Below are 19,124 nucleotides of genomic sequence, written 5' to 3' on the forward strand. Positions count from 1 at the left end.
GCCCCGACGCCGCCTCCCGATCAACCGTCGAACCGGCCGGCGCCGACCCGCGTGACGACCGCCGACGACGGAGCGCGGCACACCCAGCGGGCCCCACTCCCTGTCACCCTGCGCGCTCCCCTGCCGACGTCGAAGGACGCGCTGCGGCAGGATTATGACGCGCCGGAGAATCTGGCGCCCAGCCGGCCATCCATGAAGGCGCTCAAGGGTGCCCAGGCCACCGCACCGTGCAATGTGAGCGACTTCACCAGCCGCACCGGGAGCGGCCTCGTCCAGCAGATCAGGTCCGTTGGCACCGACTGCGTCAACACCCTGTTCGGCCTGAGCGGCAGCGATGCTTACTATGCGTTCCGCGAATCGCAGATGACCACCGTCGCGTACGCGCTGCGCGACGACGGTGCGCGGTATCCGGGCGACAACAGCCTGGGCACAGCCCAGATCGTGCTTTATTTGCGCGCGGGCTACTACGTGCGGTTTTACCACTCCGGTGACGTGGGCGACTACGGCCCGGGCCTGAAGGCCGCGATCGAGGCCGGCCTGGACTCCTTCTTCGGCAACGCCAAGTCCGGGACGGTCAGCGACGCGAGCGGTGAGGTCCTCGCCGAATCGGTCACCCTGATCGACAGCGCCGGGGAGAACGCCCGCTACCTCGCTGTCGTGAAGCGGATGCTCAACTCCTACGACAGCTCCTACGACGCGCACTACTGGATGGTCGCGGCGGTCAACAACGTCTACACGATTCTGTTTCGTGGCCACTACCTCCCCGAGTTCGTCGCCGCCGTTCAGGCCGACCCGAGCGTGCTGGACACGGTGAACGGCTTCGCGACGAAGCACCTCGACCTGCTCGGCACGGAACGCTTCTACCTCACCTCGAACGCGGGCCTGGAACTGGGCCGGTTCCTGCAGCACCAGTCGCTGCAGGCCAAGGTCAAGCCGATGCTGAAGGGCCTGCTCGGCAGGAGCCAGATGACCGGCCCCACCGCCGCGCTCTGGGCCGCCGTGGCCGGGATGACCGACTACTACGACAAGGCGAGCTGTTCCTATTACCAAACGTGCGACCTGGCGAACAGGCTCAAGAAAGCCGTCCTGAGGGTCAGTTTCACATGTAGCCCGAGTATCAAGTTCCGCGCCCAGGTCATGACTCAGGACCAGCTCGACCGGGCCTGCGCCAGCCTCAAGGGCCAGGACGCGTTCTTCCACGGCGTGGTGAAGGACAACGGCGCGGTCGCGGACGACAACAACATCACGATCGAGGTCAACGTCTTCCACTCGAGCACCGACTACCAGATCTACGCCGGTCAGATATTCGGCATCAGCACCGACAACGGCGGCATGTACCTGGAAGGCGAGCCGAACGTCGCGGGTAACCAGCCGCGCTTCATCGCCTACGAGGCTGAGTGGAAGCGCCCCGAGTTCGACATCTGGAACCTGAACCACGAGTACACGCATTACCTCGACGGCCGCTTCGACATGTACGGCGACTTCGCCACCGGCACCAGGACCCCGACGGTCTGGTGGATCGAAGGGTTCGCCGAGTACATCTCCTACTCCTACCGCAAGGAGACCTACGAGGCCGCGATCAAGGAGGCGGGCAAGAAGACCTACCCGCTCAACACGCTGTTCGACACCACCTATGAGAACACCGACACGAACCGTACCTACCGGTGGGGATATCTGGCCGTGCGGTACATGCTCGAAAAGCACCCGGCCGACATGACCACTCTGCTCGGCCGCTACCGGACCGGCGACTACGACGGGGCCCGCACCTTCCTCACCAGCACGATCGGCGGCCGTTACAACGACGACTGGTACTCATGGCTGTCCGCGATCGCGTCCGATGGCACAGGCGACGGGGGCGAGTGCACCGGGACCGACACCCGTCAGCTCGGCCGGAACTGCACGCGCAGCAACGTGGCAGCGACCTCGGGCAACTACGCCTACTTCTACCTGAACATCCCGGAGGGCACCGCGAAGCTCGCCATCACGGTTTCGGGCGGCACCGGCAACGCCGACCTGTACTACAGCGACAGTGCCTGGGCTACGACGACGCAGAACACCCAGCGTTCGACGAACGCCGGCAACTCCGAGACCCTCACCATCGACCACCCGAGATCGGGTTACAACTACATCTCCCTCTACGCGGACAAGGACTTCAGCGGAATCACCGTGAAGGCCGAATACTGACGCCATCAGATCACTCGATCGCCGCGTGAGCGCTCCGACCAGGCATGCCGCCCGGCCGGGGCGCACGCCATGATGGAAGCGCCTCGCCGGAGGCCGCGGTACTGAGGCACCTGGGGACGGCCGACGGGCTGCTCGCCTGAGACCGTTATCCAATCTTTGCGCACCGCCCCCTTGCGGAGCCAGACGAGCGTCCTCAATATGAACGTTCATACAAAAAAACACGCCTTCTGCGAGCTAGACGGCCAGTGATGAGGGACTGACCTGCTTGTTCTCCCTACACAATATGAACGTTCATATTCGATCCGGATCGCGGCGGCCAGCCGGTGAGCTGGATCCGCCTCTCGCCGCACGCCCCCCAAAAATGCGTTACGCGGCCGGCCTCGGCACTGCGTGACGCGCGCACCCCCCTGAAAGGCAAGACCTCATGATCAGTCGACGTGGATTCCTCGCCCTGACCTCGGCTCTCTCACTCACTCTGGCCGGCTGCGGCGACAAGGCCGAGGACCCGAACGCACCAGTGAAGATCACCGTGTGGACCTGGAAGCCCGCCTCGGCGGGCCTGGCAGCAGTAGCCAAGGACTTCGAGAAGGCCAACCCCCGCATCAAGGTCGACGTCCAGGCCGTCGGCAACCCGGCGATCTGGGAAAAGATCACCATCGGCATGGCGGCGGGCGGCAAGGGCTTGGCCGACGTGCTCCACATCGGGGTCGACTACCTGCCGGGCTACATGGAGAAGTTCCCCGGCGGCCTGGCCGACCTGCGCGAGTTCGGCGCCGAGAAGTACAAGGACGCCTTCGCCAAGGGGCTGTGGCCCACCGTCACCGGCAAGGACGGCGGGGTGTACGCGCTGCCCTGGGAGGTCAACCCGGCAGGCGTTTTCTACCGCACCGACCTTTTCGAGAAAGACGGGATCGACCCGGCGAAGATCCAGACCTGGGACGACCTGATCGAGGCAGGCAAGACGCTCAAGGCGAAGACCGGCGCCTACCTCGTCGGCGTGAACAAGCCCGCGGCCGGCGGCGCCGACATGGACTTCTACCAGATGCTCCTGCAGCAGCAGGGCGCCTTCTACTTCAACCAGCAGGGTGAGGTCACCCTTGGCAGCGAACCCGCCGTACGGGCCATGACCCTGCTGAAGAAGATGAACGACGCGGGGATCCTCGCCGACACCTCCGGTGAGGGCACCTTCAAGCAGCTCGTCAGCGGCAACAAGCTGGCCGTGCTGCCGTGGCCGGCCTGGGCGGTGAACTACATCCCCGAGATGCGCCCCGAGCAGAAGGGCCTGTGGCGGGCCATGCAGCCACCGGCCGTGGCACCGGGCGGGAAGCGGGCCGCGATCGTCAACTCCACCCACCTGTCGGTGGCGGGCGGCAGCCCGCACAAGGCCGAGGCATTCAAGTTCGTCGAGTACGCCCTCACCCGCCCCGAGATGATCAACAAGGCGTTCAGGGAGGGCGGCGTGTTCCCCGCTCTCACCGCCGCCTACGCCGACCCCGTCTTCACTTCCCCCATCGCCTACTACGGCGGGCAGCCGGCGCTGAAGACGTTCACCGACTCGCTCGGCGAGGGTGCCGACGCCACCTACTACTCCGGCGACTACGCCCGCGCGCTGAAGATCGCCAGCGACGCGCAGACCCAGGTGCTGATGAAGGGCGCCGACCCGGCCGCAACCCTGGCCCAGGCTGCCAAGCTGGTCGCGCAGCAGACCAACAGGAAGCCCGCGGCCGGATGATCACCAGGAGGAACATCCCCTACCTGCTGATCGCACCCGCCCTGCTGGGGTTCGCCGTCTTCAAGGCCTATCCGATCCTGGCCGCCGCCTACATCAGCCTCACCACGGGCGCGGGCGCCGCGCGCGGTTTCGCCGGGCTCGACAACTACGCGCGGCTGGCGGCCGACCCGCTGTTCTGGACCTCGCTCGGGAACACGGCGCTCATCCTGGTCGTCCAGGTTCCGATCATGCTCTTCCTCGCGCTGCTGCTGTCGCTGGGGCTCAACTCCCCGTTCGTACGGCTGCGCGGGGTGTGGCGGCTGGGCGTCTTCATGCCGTCGCTGACCGGGCTGGTCGCCTACGGCGTGATGTTCTCGGTGATCCTCAGCAAGGAGTCCGGGCTGCTCAACTGGCTGCTCGGGTTCTTCGGCATCGAGCGCATCGACTGGCTCGGCAGCCCGTTCTGGGCCCGTATCGCCATCGTGATCGCGCTCACCTGGCACTACACCGGCTACACGGCGGTCATCTACCTGGCCGGGCTGCAGAGCATCCCGCGGGAGCTCTACGAGGCGGCCATGGTCGATGGGGCCGGGGCGGCGCGCAGATTCTGGTCGATCACGATCCCTCAGCTGCGGCCGATCCTGCTGCTGACCGTGGTGCTGTCGACGATCGGCACGCTGCAGCTCTTCGACGAACCGTTCGTGCTGACGGGCGGCGGGCCGGACAACACCACGCTGACCATCTCGCTCTACCTCTACCAGAACGGCTTCCGCTACTTCGACTTCGGTTACGCGGCGGCGATCGCCTACGCGCTGACGCTCATGGTCGCCGGGTTCGGCCTGTTGCAGATCAAGCTCACCGGGGGGCGCAAATGATCCGGCTGGTCAGGGGGTGGCCGCTGACGTTTGTCCTGGCCGCGGTGTTCGGGCTGTGCGTCGGCCCGTTCTACTGGATGGCGATGGCGGCCACCCACGCCAATTCCGACATCTTCGCCAACCCGCCGAAGTTCTACCCCGGCGACCAACTGGCGGAGAACACCAGGAAGCTGGAGGAGTCCATCGGGCTGCTGCACGTCCTGGGCAACACGCTGTTCGTGGCGGTGGCGACCACGCTCGGCGCGCTGGCGATCTCGCTGCTCGCCGGGTACGGCTTCGCCAAGTTCAGCTTCCGCGGCAGGAACGCGCTGTTCGTGCTGCTGCTGTCGACGCTGGTCATCCCGGGCGGCGTCACGATCATCCCGGTCTTCGAGATGATGAACGACATCGGGCTTATCGACAGCTATCCGGCGCTGATCCTGCCGGGCCTGACGGTGCCGTTCGGCATCTTCCTCATGCGTCAATCGCTGCTGGCCGTACCCGACGAGCTGCTCGACGCGGCGCGCGTGGACGGGGCGGGCGAGCTGCGGGTGCTGTCGCGTGTCGTGGTGCCGGTCATGCGGCCGGCGCTGGCGGCGCTGGCGGTCTTCCTGTTCCTCGGCTCGTGGAACGACTTCCTGTGGCCCCTGATCGCGCTGCGCACCCCGGAGATGCACACGCTGCCCGTCGCGCTCGCCTCTCTGCAGGCCACGACCAGGACCGACTTCGGCCAGGTCATGGTGGGCACGGCGATCTCGTCGCTGCCCATGATGGTCCTCTTTCTCATCCTCCAGAAACAGTTCATCTCCGGCCTGCTGGCCGGGGCCACGAAAGGATAGACATGCAGCTGTGGCAGCCGCGTGCGGTGTTCGGCACCACCTCGGTGCGGGTCGGAGATGTCGAGGTCGCACTCGACGGGGAGGTCACGGTGACCAGGACCGGCGACCGCGTCTGGGAGCTGGACGCGCCGGAGGCGAGCGCGGCCCAGTGGCGCATGCCGTGCGTCGAGGTGAGCGCGTACTGGACGCCGCGCACGGGTGCCCGCTGGGTGCCGCCCATCTGGAACGCCCCCATGACCTCACGCCTGACCTCGGGCTCCCCTGTCGCGTCGCTGGTCGGGCGGGACGGCGCGAACGTGTGCACGGTGGCGCTGGCCGACGTGGCCGGCCGTACGTCGATCACCGGCGGGGTGATGGAGGAGACCGGCGAGTTCGCCATCACCGTCCAGGGCAGGGGGCTGCGCATCCGGCTCGACCTGTCCGACCGGCACTTCTCCGCGGCGCTGACCGAGGTCGCCACCTGGTGGGGCGAGCCGCATACACCCCGCCAGGCACGCCTGCCCGCCTATTCGACCTGGTACAGCCTGCACCAGGAGGTCGACGAGGCGGGCGTGGAAGGGCAGGCCGCCCTGGCCAAGGAGTTGGGTTGCGACACGATCATCGTGGACGACGGCTGGCAGACGGCCGACCGCGCCCGGGGCTATGCCCACTGCGGCGACTGGGAGCCGAATGCCGCGGCCTTCCCCGACATGGCCGCGCACGTCGAGCGCGTGCACGGCCTCGGCCTGGCCTACCTGCTGTGGTACGCGATCCCGTTCATCGGCAAGGGCAGCGCGGCGTTCGCCCGCTTCGAGGGGAAGTTCCTGCGCTACCTGGAGCTCATGGACGCGGCCGTGCTCGACCCCCGCCATCCGGACGTTCGCGCCTACCTGGTCGAACGGCTCGCCCGGGCGGTCGAGGAGTGGAAGATGGACGGGCTGAAGATCGACTTCGTCGACCAGTTCGCCACCCCCGGCGGCGATCCGGAGCCGACGCCCGGCGCCGACTGCTCCGACGTGGACGAGGGAGTCCTGCGCCTGATGGCCGAGCTGGACGCGCGCCTGCCCGGGATCCTCGTAGAGTACCGGCAGCCGTACACCAGTGCGGGGCTGTGGCCCTACGGCAACATGATCCGCGCGACGGACTGCCCGCTGAGCCCGCAGGAGAACCGGCAGCGGACCGTGGACCTCCGGCTGATCTCGGGGCAGCGGGCCGTGCACTCCGACATGATCATGTGGCATCCGTCGGAGCCGGACGAGCAGGTCGCCATCCACCTGATCAACGCGCTGTTCTCGGTACCGCAGATCTCAGTCGACCTTCGGGCACAGCGGCCGGGACAGCTGTCCGTGATCAAGTTCTGGCTGGGGATCTGCCGCGAGTTCCTGGACACGCTGCAGCTCGGCACCCTGAAGCCGGACCAGCCCGAACATGGCTATCCCCTCGTGTGGACCTACGATGGGCACGCCATGGTCATCGCCCGCTATGCCCCACTCCCCGTCGAGGTTCCCGCGACTGGATGGGCTGAAGTGCTCGTCGCCAACGCTGCCGGCGACACGCGCGTGGCGCTGTACGGCGAAGCGGCACAGACCGTGACGTCCGTGGCATACGACTGTCGCGGGACCCGGGTGTCCGAGGCCAGGCTGTCCCTGGCTCCGGGAGCGACTCTGGTGACGGTCCCCGTGGGTGGGCTGCTACGGCTGCGCCGTACCGAGGAGGAGATCTGAACATGCCAGCAGGCCGGGCCCGCGGGGTGAGCATCGAGGACGTCGCCCGCGCTGCCGGTGTATCCCGGCAGACCGTTTCCAATGCGCTTAGGGCGCCGCATCGGCTGCGCGCCGAGACGCTGGACCGGGTCACGGCGCTGATCGAGGAGATGGGCTACCGCCCCGACCAGTCGGCCAGCAGCCTGCGCTCCGGGACTCGGCGCGTGCTCGCCTACACCACGCCGGAGACCGATCCGGCCAACCCGAACGCACTGATGAGCGGCTTCCTGGAGGCGCTCGTGTCGGCGGCGGGTGCGACCGGGTACCGGATCCTGCTGGTGCGGCCGCGCCCCGGGCAGGAGGTGGTGCGCGCGCTGGAGGAGGTCATCGCGGCCCGGACGGCTGACGCCTTCCTGCTCTCAGACGTGGTGGAAGGCGACCCGCGGGTGAGCTTCCTGAGCGAGACGGGCTTCCCGTTCGCAGTGTTCGGCCGGACCGGACCCGAACTGCCCCAGGCTTGGGTGGATGTCGACTCGGCACAGGCGATGATCGACGTCGTCGGGCTGCTCTCCGAGCGCGGTCACCGGCGTCTGGCGTTTCTGGGCATGTCGGCGGAGCTGCCCTGGCTGCGCCATCGCACCGAGGGTTTCCGTACCGGTGTCCGCCGTTTCAAGCTGGTCGCGCATGAGGCCACGGCCGACGAACCGGAAGAGGCCGTCGATGTGGCACGGACGCTGCTGCGGCGGCAACCGCGTCCGTCGGCGTTGGTGCTGGTCGACGACTGGCTGGCGCCGAGCGCCTATGCCGCCGCTCAGGCGGAGGGCCTGGCCGTGGGGGTGGACCTGGCGATCACCGGCTTCAACGACATGCCCTACGCCCGGCTCCTGCAGCCGCCGCTGACCACGGTGCGGCTCCCGCTGCGACGGCTCGCCGACGCCCTGGTCAGCCGCCTGCTGCAGCTCATCGAGGAACAGGTCGCGCCCGAAGCGGGTCTGCTGCTGCCCGCGGAGCCGATCGTCCGGGCAAGCCTCCCCTGACACCCTGAGGATTGTGCGTTCATGGAAATAGCGTCCTCCTCGACCGAGGTCGTGGAGATCTTCGAGTGGGCCTGCCGCAAGGCGCTGAGCTGGGCGCATACCGGCGGCACGATCGGCCCGGTCAACGTCGACGAAACCAGGCCGGGCGGCACGGGCACCGGTGTGTACCTGCCGTCGTACTGGGCCGGCTACGCTCACCGCAGCGGGTTCTACGCCCGTGACTTCGTGCACCAGCTCACCGGCGCCCACCTGCTCGGCCTCGACGAGGCCAATCTGACCATGCTGAAGTGTTTCGCCGCCTCGGCCACACCCGAACACGGCCACTACCCGGTCTGGGCGTTCAACTTCGACGGCTCCTACCTGGCCATCGACTACCGCGGGCCCGACCGGTTCGTCCGGGAGATTCCCGCCGTCTTCGAGCTGGTGGAAGCCGGCGAGACCGCCTACCGCTGGACCGGCGACAGTGTCTACGTGGACGATCCGGTGCTGCATGCCTTCTATCGGAACACCACAGGCCCTTTCGCAGCCACCGCACGGGGCACCGGCGGCGGCATCTTCGACGGGGTGGCCACCTACAACGAGCTGAGCGGGGAGCCTCTGGCCGAGGCGGGCGACGCGATGGCCGCGCGATACGCCGCCTACCTGGCGATGGCCGGGCTGGGCCACGACTCGTTCGCCGGAGAGGCCGCCGAGCTCAAGCGACACTTCAATCAGGTCTGGACCGGCACGGGCAGCGGCAAGGACATGATCAGGGGCTACACCGTGGACGGCCGCGGCGTAACCGGATGGGGCGGCGAGAACAGCGTGTTCATGCCGCTGAAGGGCCTCATCGACGCCGGATCGCGCAACGAGAGCTACCTCGACTTCGTCGACGCCCAAGGCCGCGCGGAGAACGTGGAAGCACTCACCTACCTGCCCGACGTCTTCTTCCGGCACGGCCGGCCCGACACGGCCTGGAAGTGGATGCGGGAGATCTTCGCCGCACGGAATCTCCCGCACGTCGCCGGAGGGCTCAACGGCGACTATCCCGAGGTGCCCTTCACGCTGGTCAGCCAGGTCGTGACGGGCATGCTCGGTGTCCGGCCGGACGCGCCACGAGGGACTGTCGAGATCCACTCCACGCTGCCCGCCGAGGTGGACTGGCTGAAGGTGAGCGGGATCCCCGTCGGGCGCGGCCACATCTCCGTACGGTGCGAGCACGATGCGACCACTCTGGTCAACATGTCGGCGGACGTTACCTATACCTGGGACGGCGTACCGATTCGCCCTGGAGAGCGGCGAACGTCAGACAGCCCGGGACCCGCGCCATACGGCGGATGAACCTCGGCCGGCTCCTGCATCAGCGTGAAGGAGGTGCGACTCCCCCGACGCCAGGAGGCTCTCGGGGACTCCCATGGTCCTCGTACCAGGAGTGTCCTGAAGATCTTGGTGGGTGGGCCGGTACGACCAGATGCTCCGCCGTCAGCTCGGCGAACGGCCGCGATGAGGTCACGCCGACCGGCTCTGGTGAAGCGGTACAGGACACGGCTGATGGTGATGCAGGACAGCGACCCGAAGCTCCCGGACGCCGCACCCGAGGTTACGGCAGCAGAGCGCGACAGTTGCTGCTCTACCGGAGAGATCATGGACCTCCCATCACCCGCCTGCGCTCGGCGGCCATCCGCCTGACGCGTTTTGTGCGCCCCGCTTGGGCGAGGATGTCCAGCATCGCGAGGTCCGAACTCGTCGCCGCCAGCCGTTGCTGCATCCAGTCCGACCAATCGTCGGGCGCACCGGTCGGTCCGCCCGCCAAGAAGTCGAGGTCTCTGACTCGTGCCTCGGCATGCTCCCGGTCCTGCCCCGGCGGCACGAGCTCGATCCACTCCTGCCGCTCGCTCGCGCCCACCGCCTCCAGCGCACGCAAGACCACGGCCAGCGCCATCCCCCGGTCGGGCTCTTCAGCGAGGGCATCGCGGAGCAGCGCCAGGCCGCGCTCGTCCATACCGTCCAGAGCGTGCAGGTACAGCCTCCACCGTCGGTGAGCGTCATGATCCTCCGGCGTGGACCAGGCTCCCGCCTCCTCGAACGCCTCACACCCGTCATGCTCGAAACGGACCCGGCCGTCGAAGGATGAAGCCGGGTTCGCGCACGCGCCGTAGTCCGTGCCCAGTTCCCCGGACAGCGGCAACCAGAACCGGCAGCTGCCGCACTGCTCGTAGTACCACTGCTCCCGATAATCGGGATCCTCGGTACGCCGATGCCGCTCCGCGATCCACCGCCGGTGGATCGCGGAAAGCTCGGCTGCGTTCGGGCCGGCGTGGCCCGGAATGCCTGTCATTTGCCGGTGATGATCCTCAGGATCGCCGCGAAACTATTGATCTTCGAGTTTATCTGGATCGCGTTCCGACCGAAACCGCCATCCATTTGCCGCCCGCGATCCCGGGTCACCACCTTCGCGCCGAGTTGCTCGGCGAGCCGAGCGAGTTCCGGATCCTTCGCGCCCTTGAGGCCCATCTCCTGGACACTCCGGGCGTCGAATCCCTGCTTTCGCAGGAAGGCGGCCAGGCCGGGAGAGAGGTTCTCGTCGACGAGCAGCCGCTCACCCACCCCGCTGAACCCGGCCTTTTTCGCAAGGGCCCGCTTCATCGCCGCCGAGAGATCGCACGACGGGTTGTCGTTGTGAACCAGGACGTCGGTGCTCGCCGCCGCCACGTGGTAGGTGTGCGGGCCCGCGACGGTGAGGTTGTAGACGTCCTGCTTGGCGCTGGTCCACTTGGCGACCGCCGCGACCTGGACATGCGTACCGGCTCCGGTCTTGAGCCACATGCCTGGCGACAGCCGGGTGGCGCCCACCCATGCCTTCAGATCCTCCACCCAGAACGGGTGTTCGGCGGTCGCGATCACCACTCCCGAGCCGTCCTCGGTCCGGACCGAGATCCGCACGAGGTTCTTGGCGCCCTCGCCGGTGATACGCGCCAGCACCGGCTGGGCCGACCGTTCGCCCGTTTCCGGATCGGTGGCCAGAACGTGATCGCCCACGTCGACGTCTTCGATCGGCTTGGTGCTTCCGTCAGCCATCACGACCAAGGTGCCGGGAACGAAGCTGTTGCAGTCGCCTAATTCCTTGGTCGCCGCTTCCCTGACTCTCTCGGCGATCTTGAGTTTGTCCTTCGACGCGAGCCAGTTCTTGAAGGCGCTGATGGCGTCGCCGGCATGCTTCCAGACGCGTTTGCCTAGCTCGTAGGCCTTCTTCCACTTCCAGGGCAGGGCGTACTTCGCCGCGAGCTTTCCGGCGAGACCGCCTGCCAGCGAGCCGAGGATGTTGAGTGCGGTCTCTCCGCAGGCTCCCAGGTCTCCGGTGGTGAAGCACTTGATTCCGGCGGTGATGCCCAGTTCGTCGGCCGCGATCTTCGCGATGGCCAGGACGGCGTCGATGAGCGCCTTGAGCTGCCGTTGCACTTCGTCCTGGGCAGCGCGCACGGCGGCGTCCGCCTCCTGCTTGCGCTTGGCCTTGCATGCGACGCTCTTGGGCTTGGCACACGCGTCAGCGGAGCCCGCGTCGTCGATCACTTTCAGTCCCGTGGGGTCGGAGGCGCCCACGGGATTGTTGCCGGCGTAGGAGTAGGGATTGGTCCATTGCGGTTTGGTCAAGTCCAGGAGCGGGTCCGTGGACACGAACTTGGCGATCGCAGGGTCGTAGTAACGGGCCGACAGGTAATTAAGGCCGGTGGCCGAGTCCTCGACCTTGCCGAGGAACCCCCTGTCGGTGAAGGGCAGATCATCGCCTCCGCGCCGCTGACCGTAGGGAAGGTAGCGCTCGCGGGAGACCTGACCTGTGCTGTCGTCCACGGCGAGTTGAGTGGACCCATGCATGCCCGAGGCCAGCCACTGGATGCCGCCCGATGTCCGCATCGCGACCACGGCGCCGTCAGGACCGGAGTAGTAGCGGGTGGCCTTGGCGATGCCGCCGGTCGCCCGTACCTCCATGCCGCCGAGGTAGAGGGTGGAGGAGCCGTCGGGGTCGCGGCGAATGAGCCGCTCACCGTCGGCGTCGTAGACCATCGACGTCTCGGCGCCGTTGACGACGGCCTTGTCCATCTGCCCCAGGGCGTTCCAGGTGAAGGTGGACTGCTTGCCGTCGACCGTGCGGGCGACGAGCTGACCGGCGGCATCGTAGCCGTAGGTGTCGGTGCGGCCGGGGCGGGTGATGGAGGTGACGGCATTGGGCCGGGTCGCGGCCGCGCCTGGTGCCGGGTAGCCGTAGGTGGAGGTGACACCGTTGTCGGTGATGGTCTGGAGGTTGCCGACCGCGTCGTAGGTGAATGACTGGTTGTACGGGTCGATGCCCTGGCCATCACCGGCCGTGCACGAGGCGCCGGCGGTGGTGAAGGCGGTGGTCAGCCGGTCGAGGCCGTCGTATCCGAAGCATTCGTACTGACCGGCCGGGGTGTCCTGGATGCGGGTGAGCTGGCCGCCCTTGTTGTAGGTGAAGGTGTCGTCCTGGGCGATCTGCGAGCCGGAGGTCGTGGTGAGGCGGCTGAGCCAGCCAGTGCCCTCGTCCCAGGTGTAGGTGCGCTTGACCTGGGAGTTGGCACCGTAGGAGCGCTCGTTGAGCCGGGCGGTGGCGGAGAAGACCGTTTCCTTGACGTAGGTGGTGCCACCGCCGTAGTCGGAGGTGAGGTCCTTGACCAGCCCGAGATCGGTGTACCCGAAGGCGAGCGTCTCGGATGCCAGATCGCCCTTGCCGGGCATGCCCTGACGGATCAGGTTGCCGGCCGCGTCGTAGCTCGCGGTGAACTCGTACTCGCCCGCCAACGCCCCCTCGGCGGCCGGGATGCTCAGCTTGGTGCCGGTCGCCCGGTAGGAGTTGTCGTACGAGGTGATGGCATCCACGTAGGCGTTGGAGCCGGCGTAGCGAATGGCGGCCGTCGGATGCCCCTTGGCAATGGAGTCATAAGTCCATTCAGCGAGTCTGGTTCCCGTCTGCGGCTCGCCTGTCCATTGGCTGACGCGTCTGCCCAGATCATCGTAGACAGTGGAGACCTTGCCGCCGTTGCCGTCAATGGTCCAGGACGGCCGGCCTGCGGCGTCGTAGCCGTACGAGGACGACCCGGCGTCGGGGTCGGTAGCCGCAGTCCGGCGGCTGAGCCAGTCGTACGTGAACGTGCGGACGTTGCCGTTGGCATCGGTGATCTTTGAGAGGTTGCCGGCCGCGTTGTAGCTGTAGGTGGTGTCGTGGTGGGTGGTGCCGTCCTTCCACTCCTCAGTCTTGACGGTGCGGTCGAAGACGTCGGAGACAGAGACGGTCTTACCACCGACCGGCGGAACGACCTCGACCCGGTCCAGGCCGGGGTAGGCGGTCGTAGTGCGGCGAAACTCGGTGGCCAGGTGGTAGTCGATGACCGCAGTCGGGCGTTCCATGCTGTCGTAGACGGTCTTGGTCCACGACGGGAGCGTGGTCAATGACGGGTTCAGCAAGCCGCTGCCGGGGGCTCCCGTGTTGTGCACCGGTTGGGAGGACGTCGCCTGGAGGCCGCGAGTGTCGTAGGCGGTCACCATGACCACGCGGCCACCGGCAGGCGAATCGGTCTGGGTTTCACGCGGCCGGCCGAAGCCGTCCTCGTAGCTGTAGGTGGACAGGTATGTCGTACCGCGCAGCAGTTTGCGCAACGTGGTCTTGGCCGGGGCGGTGGGCTGGCCAAGGTTGCCGTCAAAGGGAATGTCGTAGGCGACGGTCGCGGTCGGGGTGCTGCGCGGCTGACCGGGCTCCCAAAGCGCGGATGCCCGTCCGAGTGCGTCGTAGCCGACTTCAGTGATCTTGTTGTTGGCGTCGACGAGTTTGGTGGGCAGGCCATTGCGATGCGAGGACGTGGTGGTGACGGTGTGGCCGAGCGGGTTGGTGACCGTGACTCCCTGGTGCGGCCATCCCACCGCAGGCTGGTAGGCGGTGGTGGTGACCTTGCCCATGGCATCGGTGGCAGTCAGCGGGCGGCCGTAGTCGTCGAAGGTGCCCTTGGTGACCGAGATCGACGTTGCACTGGCGTAGGAACGCGTCTCGGTGACGTTGCCGTCGGAGGGGGTGTTGGTGGCCGGGTCGGTACCGCCGTCATACAAGGTGATGGACTTGCCGATCAGCGTGCCGCTCGTGCAGCTGTCGCCGGAGCGCTTCTCGGCCACCGAGGGCAGGCTGGTGATGCCGTTGGCCGGGTTGCGGGCGTACGCAATGCTGGTGCAGGTGTTGTCGCTGGTGATGGAGGTGTCGCCGTAGTCGTTCACCGTGATGGGCTGGCCGTCGCCGTTGTAGGCGGTGCGCTGGTCGCTCCACCGCCAGGTGCCGCCGGTGACCAGTTCGCGGGTGCGTTCGCGGGTGCGGTGGACGAAGGCCGGGTCCAGGACGCCGGGGCCGGTGCCGGTGGAGGCGACCTGGTATTCGTAGCGGGTGGATTCGGCCTCGGTGTAGGCGCGCGGGTCGGTGGCGGTCAGCTTCCAGGTCTGCTCCTGCAGCAGCTGGCCCTGCAGGTCGCGGGAGTCGGTGGCGGTGGTGCCCTCGAAGGTGGTGATGGTGGCGCCGTCGATGCCGCGGTAGAAGGTGTCGGAGGTGACGGTGTAGCCGTTCGGATCGCTGCCGGAGCCGCGGGTGGTGCGGACGGTGCCGTAACCGCGCCAGTCGCTGCCGGTAGGGGCGAGGTCGGGCTGGGCGAAGGAGAGCGGGTTGGTCCAGCGCGGCCCGCCGAGGTAGTCGTAGCTGGTCACCATGTCGGGCGAGCCGCCGACCAGGTCACGCTCGACCACCTTCATCGCGAGCTGTTTGAAGAAGCGGCCCCAGCTCTCGTAGCCGGTCTCCTCGTTGTAGTCGTAGTCGACCTTGTAGCAGTCGCCGGTGCCGTCGGGTAAGTAGCTGGTGCCGTCGCGGCCCTTGCCGCCGCCGCACGGGTCGGCCTGGCCGTAGGTGACCTCGATCCGGCCGCCCATCCCGTTGCCGATCCCGGCCACCCGGGGCACCATGCGCCAGGAGAGGAAGTCGGTCCAGTCCGACCAGTTGTCGTAGTCCATCCGGCCCGCGACCATGGTGGCGTCGAAGCTCACCGGTGGCAGCTTCTGCGACGTCGTGCCGGCCAGACCGGTCTGCTGCACGCTGTCCAGCCACAGCACCGGGTCATAGGCGGGGCCGAAGTCGGTCCGGGTGTAGATCCACCGGTAGCGGAAGTCGGTACGCGTGTCCGGCTCCCACGCCCCGCTGGTGGGGTTCTTGGATTCCGTGAGGATCGAATCGAGCTTGCGAGTGGAGTAGAAGGCGATCGCGTCGTTGGTGGTGCAGGTGGGACCGCAGGTCAGGTCGGTCGGCACGTCCAGGCCGCCGCGGTCTGAGGTGGTGAACGTCATCCGCGAGGTCGGTGTGCTCCCGCTCACCTGGGTGTTGTGGCCGTAGCTGATCTGCTTGAGGAAACCGCCCCGGTCGTACGGCAGGACCCTGTAGGTCTCGTAGTCGCAGCCCGGCATGCAGAAGTAGCTGGTCTCGCGCTCATAGGTGTAGTCGATGACGTTCTCGTTGGCGTCGATCGACTGATCCAGGTTCCACCGCCAAACACCGGCGCAGGTGGGCGGGATCATGTCGTTGAAGTAGCGGTCAGAGCACGGCTCGCCCCGCTGGTTGCCGATGTACTGCAGCTGCCACTGGGCGTCCTTGGCGTAGCCGAAGCGGTGCACCTGCCCGTCGGAGGAGGTGACCTTCCAGTACTCCAGGCCGTCCGCGCCGCCGGTCAACTGCTCGATCTTCCAGCCGAAGTCCGGCACCGTCTTCCACAATCCGCTGGTGCGGTCCTTGACGATCGAGGCCGAGCGGCCGGCCAGGTTCAGCACCAGCTCCGACTGCGTGTAATCCTTGGTGACGTCGGTCGCCAGCTCATCCGGCGACTCCCAGCACACCGCCGAAGCGTAGGGGCCGTTCTCGTCGGCGTACCAGATCAGCTCGGCGGTGTCGGGGTCGTACTCGTTCCGGGCCGTACAGCGGCGGTACTTCCGCTCGATGAACCCGGCCGACAGGTTCCAGCCGATCCCGGTCACGCCGGACTGGTTGTTGGTCCAGTTGCCTTCGCCGTCCACGGAGGAGGCGTCGTACTGCAGCGACAGGTTCGGCCCGTTGCCCACCGGCGACGGTGCCTCCGGCAGGGGGTAGTCATAGGAGAACCCGCCGCCCGAGGTGCCCGCCTGCCAGGTGCCCGACGGCTTCAGGTCGGTGGCGCCGAAGTTGCCGTCCGGGCCGGTCATGCCGGCCGCCAGCACGTACACCGAGCCGGACGTGAACGCCTGCGCCGCGCGGGCGTCGGCCGCCTTGGTGTCCTTGCCGGTCTGGCTCTTCGACAGGGTCAGCGGGGCCGCCTTGCCGGACGCGGGATCGGTGTCGATATCGGCGGTCAGCGTGCCGGTCTTGATGTCGTTGTGCGCCTTCACCTGCTGCGGCCGCACCACGCAATCGCGCGGGCGCGGGGTCGTCAGCGCACACGCCGGCACACGGAGCACCTGCAGGCGGGTGGCGAAGTTGCCGCCGTAGGCGTCACGGAAGCCCGCGTACGAGAACTCCGCCCGCACCTTCCCGGCGCTCTGGCCGGTCAGCCGGGCGGCGATGCCCACTCCGCCGAGCTTCCTTACGGTGTCGGCAGGCAGCGTCTCCACCTTCACCGTGCCGACGTCGGCGGCGCCCTTGACCTCGGAGATCCGGACCGGCAGCCCGCCCGCCGCAACCGCCTTCGCGCCAGGATCCACCTCAGCGGTACCCGGCTGCGGCCACACCGGCTCCTTGCGCTCGACCTGCGGCTGGGACTCCTCCGCCCCCTTGGCCGCCTTCTCCTTCGCCACCGGACGACCGTCCACCGACGTCTCCGGATCCGGCCCCTCCACCGACGCCGCCGCGGGGACGACGAGGTTGTCCGGCACCCCCAACCCGGAAATCAACACCGCCATCGCCACCGCGATGACCAGCACCATCGTCCGTAACCGCCGCCATACCCGCATGTCGCCACCTCTTCACGGCACGCTGACGCAGACCCCGGGAACAGGGCCGCGTTGCGCCATAAGGACTTGATAAAGACGATCGTTCGGATCGTGATAGACGATCACCACATGGTCAATACCTACATACCGGCAATGGGCACTACGGAATGTTGCTTTCGGGATTCACAGCGAGGCGAACTCCATGTCAACCGACTCATACGGAACAGCCAGGCCGGACAGGAATTCGCCCGTGTGATCTGCGTCACATCTTTGGCGACCGCCGGAATGTAGAACATATGTAGAGGCAGCCTCTATAACCGTTGACTTTGGCCCACCACATCCCAAAATGCCGACCCGGACGCTTGTCTCTCGTCAGGGGAAGCCTGAGCCCACGACCACGCAGGCATGCCACAGCTCCGTCATGCGACATCATGGAAAAGAGGAGCCGGACGGAGACGCTCGCGGCTGAAGAGCGGAAACGCCTCGCGCCCCCCGCACCCCGACAAACCTTTTTCTGAAAGCTTCATCGGATACGACCCGCGACCAAGGCAATGCGTTGAACCGGATGAAATTTCACTGCACCAGCCCTTCGATGAGGCCATTCCCGGTAAGAAGACCTTCGTGATCGACACGGACAGGAGAGCTGACACCGGAATTGACGAGCCTCAGCGGCGTCATATTGGCCCTGAGGCATCGCAACTATCTCTCAATGGCTCCCACGCGTTGAGCGCCAGCACTAACGATCTCGGCGCCACGCCGACCCGAGGGACGACGCCGCCTGCGGAGAGGGCACCTTCCAGTCTCAGGTGACGGTCAGCGGTTGCACCTGGACCCCCGCAACAGCGCCGGCAGCCGGATCTCGCTGCCGAGCCACACCTCCCTGTCGGTCTGAACGTGACCGGCTCCGGCTCCGGCGGCCACGCGCTGATCTATTCCCGTGCATTCCCGCGGCGCCGCGAACATCGAGGTCTCGTACCTCAACGTCACCGGCACTCCGGTCTACGGCATCCTCCTGCGCAACGTCACGAACGTCTGGCTCGGCCAGATCGACATGCGACTCGACGCGGGCCTCGGCGTACGCATCGACAACCGCGGCGACACCAGCCAGTGGACCCGCAACGTCCGGGTCGACACCGTGTACGCGCAAGGAGCCAGTCGACGGTCTCACCGTCGACGCCGACACCGGGTCTGCCCATTCGCTGGGAGGCCCGCGCCGACATCCACGCAGCCTTCCTCAGCCTGACCTGCGCGCTTATCTGCTGGCGGCGCCTCGTCACCGCTGCATCCGGCAGATCGCTACTCGCCGCCGAGGCCGTGCCCCCTCGCCGCACGGCACTGTCTGTACATATCACCATCATCCGGACTCCTACGGTTCTTGGTGTCGAAGGCGGGAGGAATATCTGCGACTGAATGGCTGCATTTTGCGAAATGCGAGACCCTTTCCCATCTGCTGCGCAAGACTGGGGAGGTGACAGTGCGACGTATGGTTTTATTGGTGACATGTCTGGTCGTGGCCGCATTCGCGGCCACATTCGCGCTGCTCACCTGGGAGTATGCCGACAGAGTCGCCACAACAGTGTCCGCTTTGATGGGAATTGCGGCGGTCGGTGTAGCTGTTTGGGCGGCTTTGCCGGGTACGGGGAAGAAAGTACGCGTTTCTGGCACCGGAAAGGCGGTGGCACACTCGGACGGAGTCGCCGTTTCGGGGCTTTCCGGCCCCGCCTCCGTTGCTGACGACCTGGTGGAAGTGGACCGGACCGGAGACGCCGAGGCGTTCGGCGGGAAAGCGACCAGCGGGGTCAGCCTGAGCTGACCGGCCAACCGCTGGAGCGAGCGCGCGTGGTGCC

Annotated in this window: 11 protein-coding genes; 9 read left to right on the plus strand and 2 right to left on the minus strand. The window is 67.2% G+C overall.

Going from position 1 to position 19,124, the window contains the following annotated elements; all coding sequences use genetic code 11:
* The first annotated feature begins 51 nt into the window (after window positions 1-51).
* From AB0L65_RS57860 to AB0L65_RS57890, 7 genes are all read left to right on the plus strand, one after another.
* Window positions 52-2,184, plus strand: coding sequence for a M9 family metallopeptidase (locus AB0L65_RS57860; protein WP_364265328.1), 2,133 nt, complete (start codon window positions 52-54; stop codon window positions 2,182-2,184).
* Window positions 2,185-2,608: 424 nt separating this feature from the next.
* Entirely contained in the window at window positions 2,609-3,916 is a 1,308-nt protein-coding gene (locus AB0L65_RS57865) for an extracellular solute-binding protein (protein WP_364265330.1), read from the plus strand.
* Window positions 3,913-4,770 (plus strand): sugar ABC transporter permease, encoded by an 858-nt coding sequence (locus tag AB0L65_RS57870; protein ID WP_364265332.1) that lies wholly within the window; start codon window positions 3,913-3,915, stop codon window positions 4,768-4,770. The genes AB0L65_RS57865 and AB0L65_RS57870 overlap by 4 nt, the downstream gene beginning before the upstream one ends.
* Window positions 4,767-5,588, plus strand: a complete 822-nt coding sequence (locus tag AB0L65_RS57875; protein ID WP_364265334.1) for a carbohydrate ABC transporter permease — start codon at window positions 4,767-4,769, stop codon at window positions 5,586-5,588. The genes AB0L65_RS57870 and AB0L65_RS57875 overlap by 4 nt, the downstream gene beginning before the upstream one ends.
* Window positions 5,589-5,590: 2 nt before the next feature.
* Complete coding sequence (locus AB0L65_RS57880; protein ID WP_364265336.1) at window positions 5,591-7,291, plus strand: glycoside hydrolase family 36 protein; 1,701 nt, start codon at window positions 5,591-5,593, stop codon at window positions 7,289-7,291.
* Window positions 7,292-7,317: 26 nt separating this feature from the next.
* Window positions 7,318-8,307: a LacI family DNA-binding transcriptional regulator gene (locus AB0L65_RS57885; RefSeq protein ID WP_364265338.1), complete on the plus strand. Its 990-nt coding sequence runs from the start codon at window positions 7,318-7,320 to the stop codon at window positions 8,305-8,307.
* A 21-nt stretch (window positions 8,308-8,328) separates the two neighbouring features.
* Window positions 8,329-9,627: a hypothetical protein gene (locus AB0L65_RS57890; protein WP_364265340.1), complete on the plus strand. Its 1,299-nt coding sequence runs from the start codon at window positions 8,329-8,331 to the stop codon at window positions 9,625-9,627.
* 301 nt (window positions 9,628-9,928) lie between these two features.
* Here the strand turns inward: AB0L65_RS57890 and AB0L65_RS57895 are convergent, their stop codons facing one another.
* Window positions 9,929-10,624, minus strand: a complete 696-nt coding sequence (locus AB0L65_RS57895) for a DUF3027 domain-containing protein (protein ID WP_364265342.1) — start codon at window positions 10,622-10,624, stop codon at window positions 9,929-9,931.
* Window positions 10,621-17,298: a DUF5615 family PIN-like protein gene (locus tag AB0L65_RS57900; RefSeq protein WP_364265344.1), complete on the minus strand. Its 6,678-nt coding sequence runs from the start codon at window positions 17,296-17,298 to the stop codon at window positions 10,621-10,623. Before AB0L65_RS57900 ends, AB0L65_RS57895 begins: the two co-directional genes overlap by 4 nt.
* Before the next feature lie 916 nt (window positions 17,299-18,214).
* On the opposite strand from AB0L65_RS57900, the gene AB0L65_RS57905 reads away from it, so the two are divergent.
* Window positions 18,215-18,520 (plus strand): hypothetical protein, encoded by a 306-nt coding sequence (locus AB0L65_RS57905; RefSeq protein ID WP_364265346.1) that lies wholly within the window; start codon window positions 18,215-18,217, stop codon window positions 18,518-18,520.
* A 240-nt stretch (window positions 18,521-18,760) separates the two neighbouring features.
* Window positions 18,761-19,090 carry a hypothetical protein gene (locus tag AB0L65_RS57910; protein ID WP_364265348.1) on the plus strand — a complete coding sequence of 110 codons (330 nt, stop codon included), beginning with the start codon at window positions 18,761-18,763 and terminating at the stop codon, window positions 19,088-19,090.
* Window positions 19,091-19,124 lie beyond the last annotated feature (34 nt).

Source organism: Nonomuraea sp. NPDC052116 (genome assembly GCF_040680035.1).
Lineage (GTDB): Bacteria > Actinomycetota > Actinomycetes > Streptosporangiales > Streptosporangiaceae > Nonomuraea > Nonomuraea angiospora_A.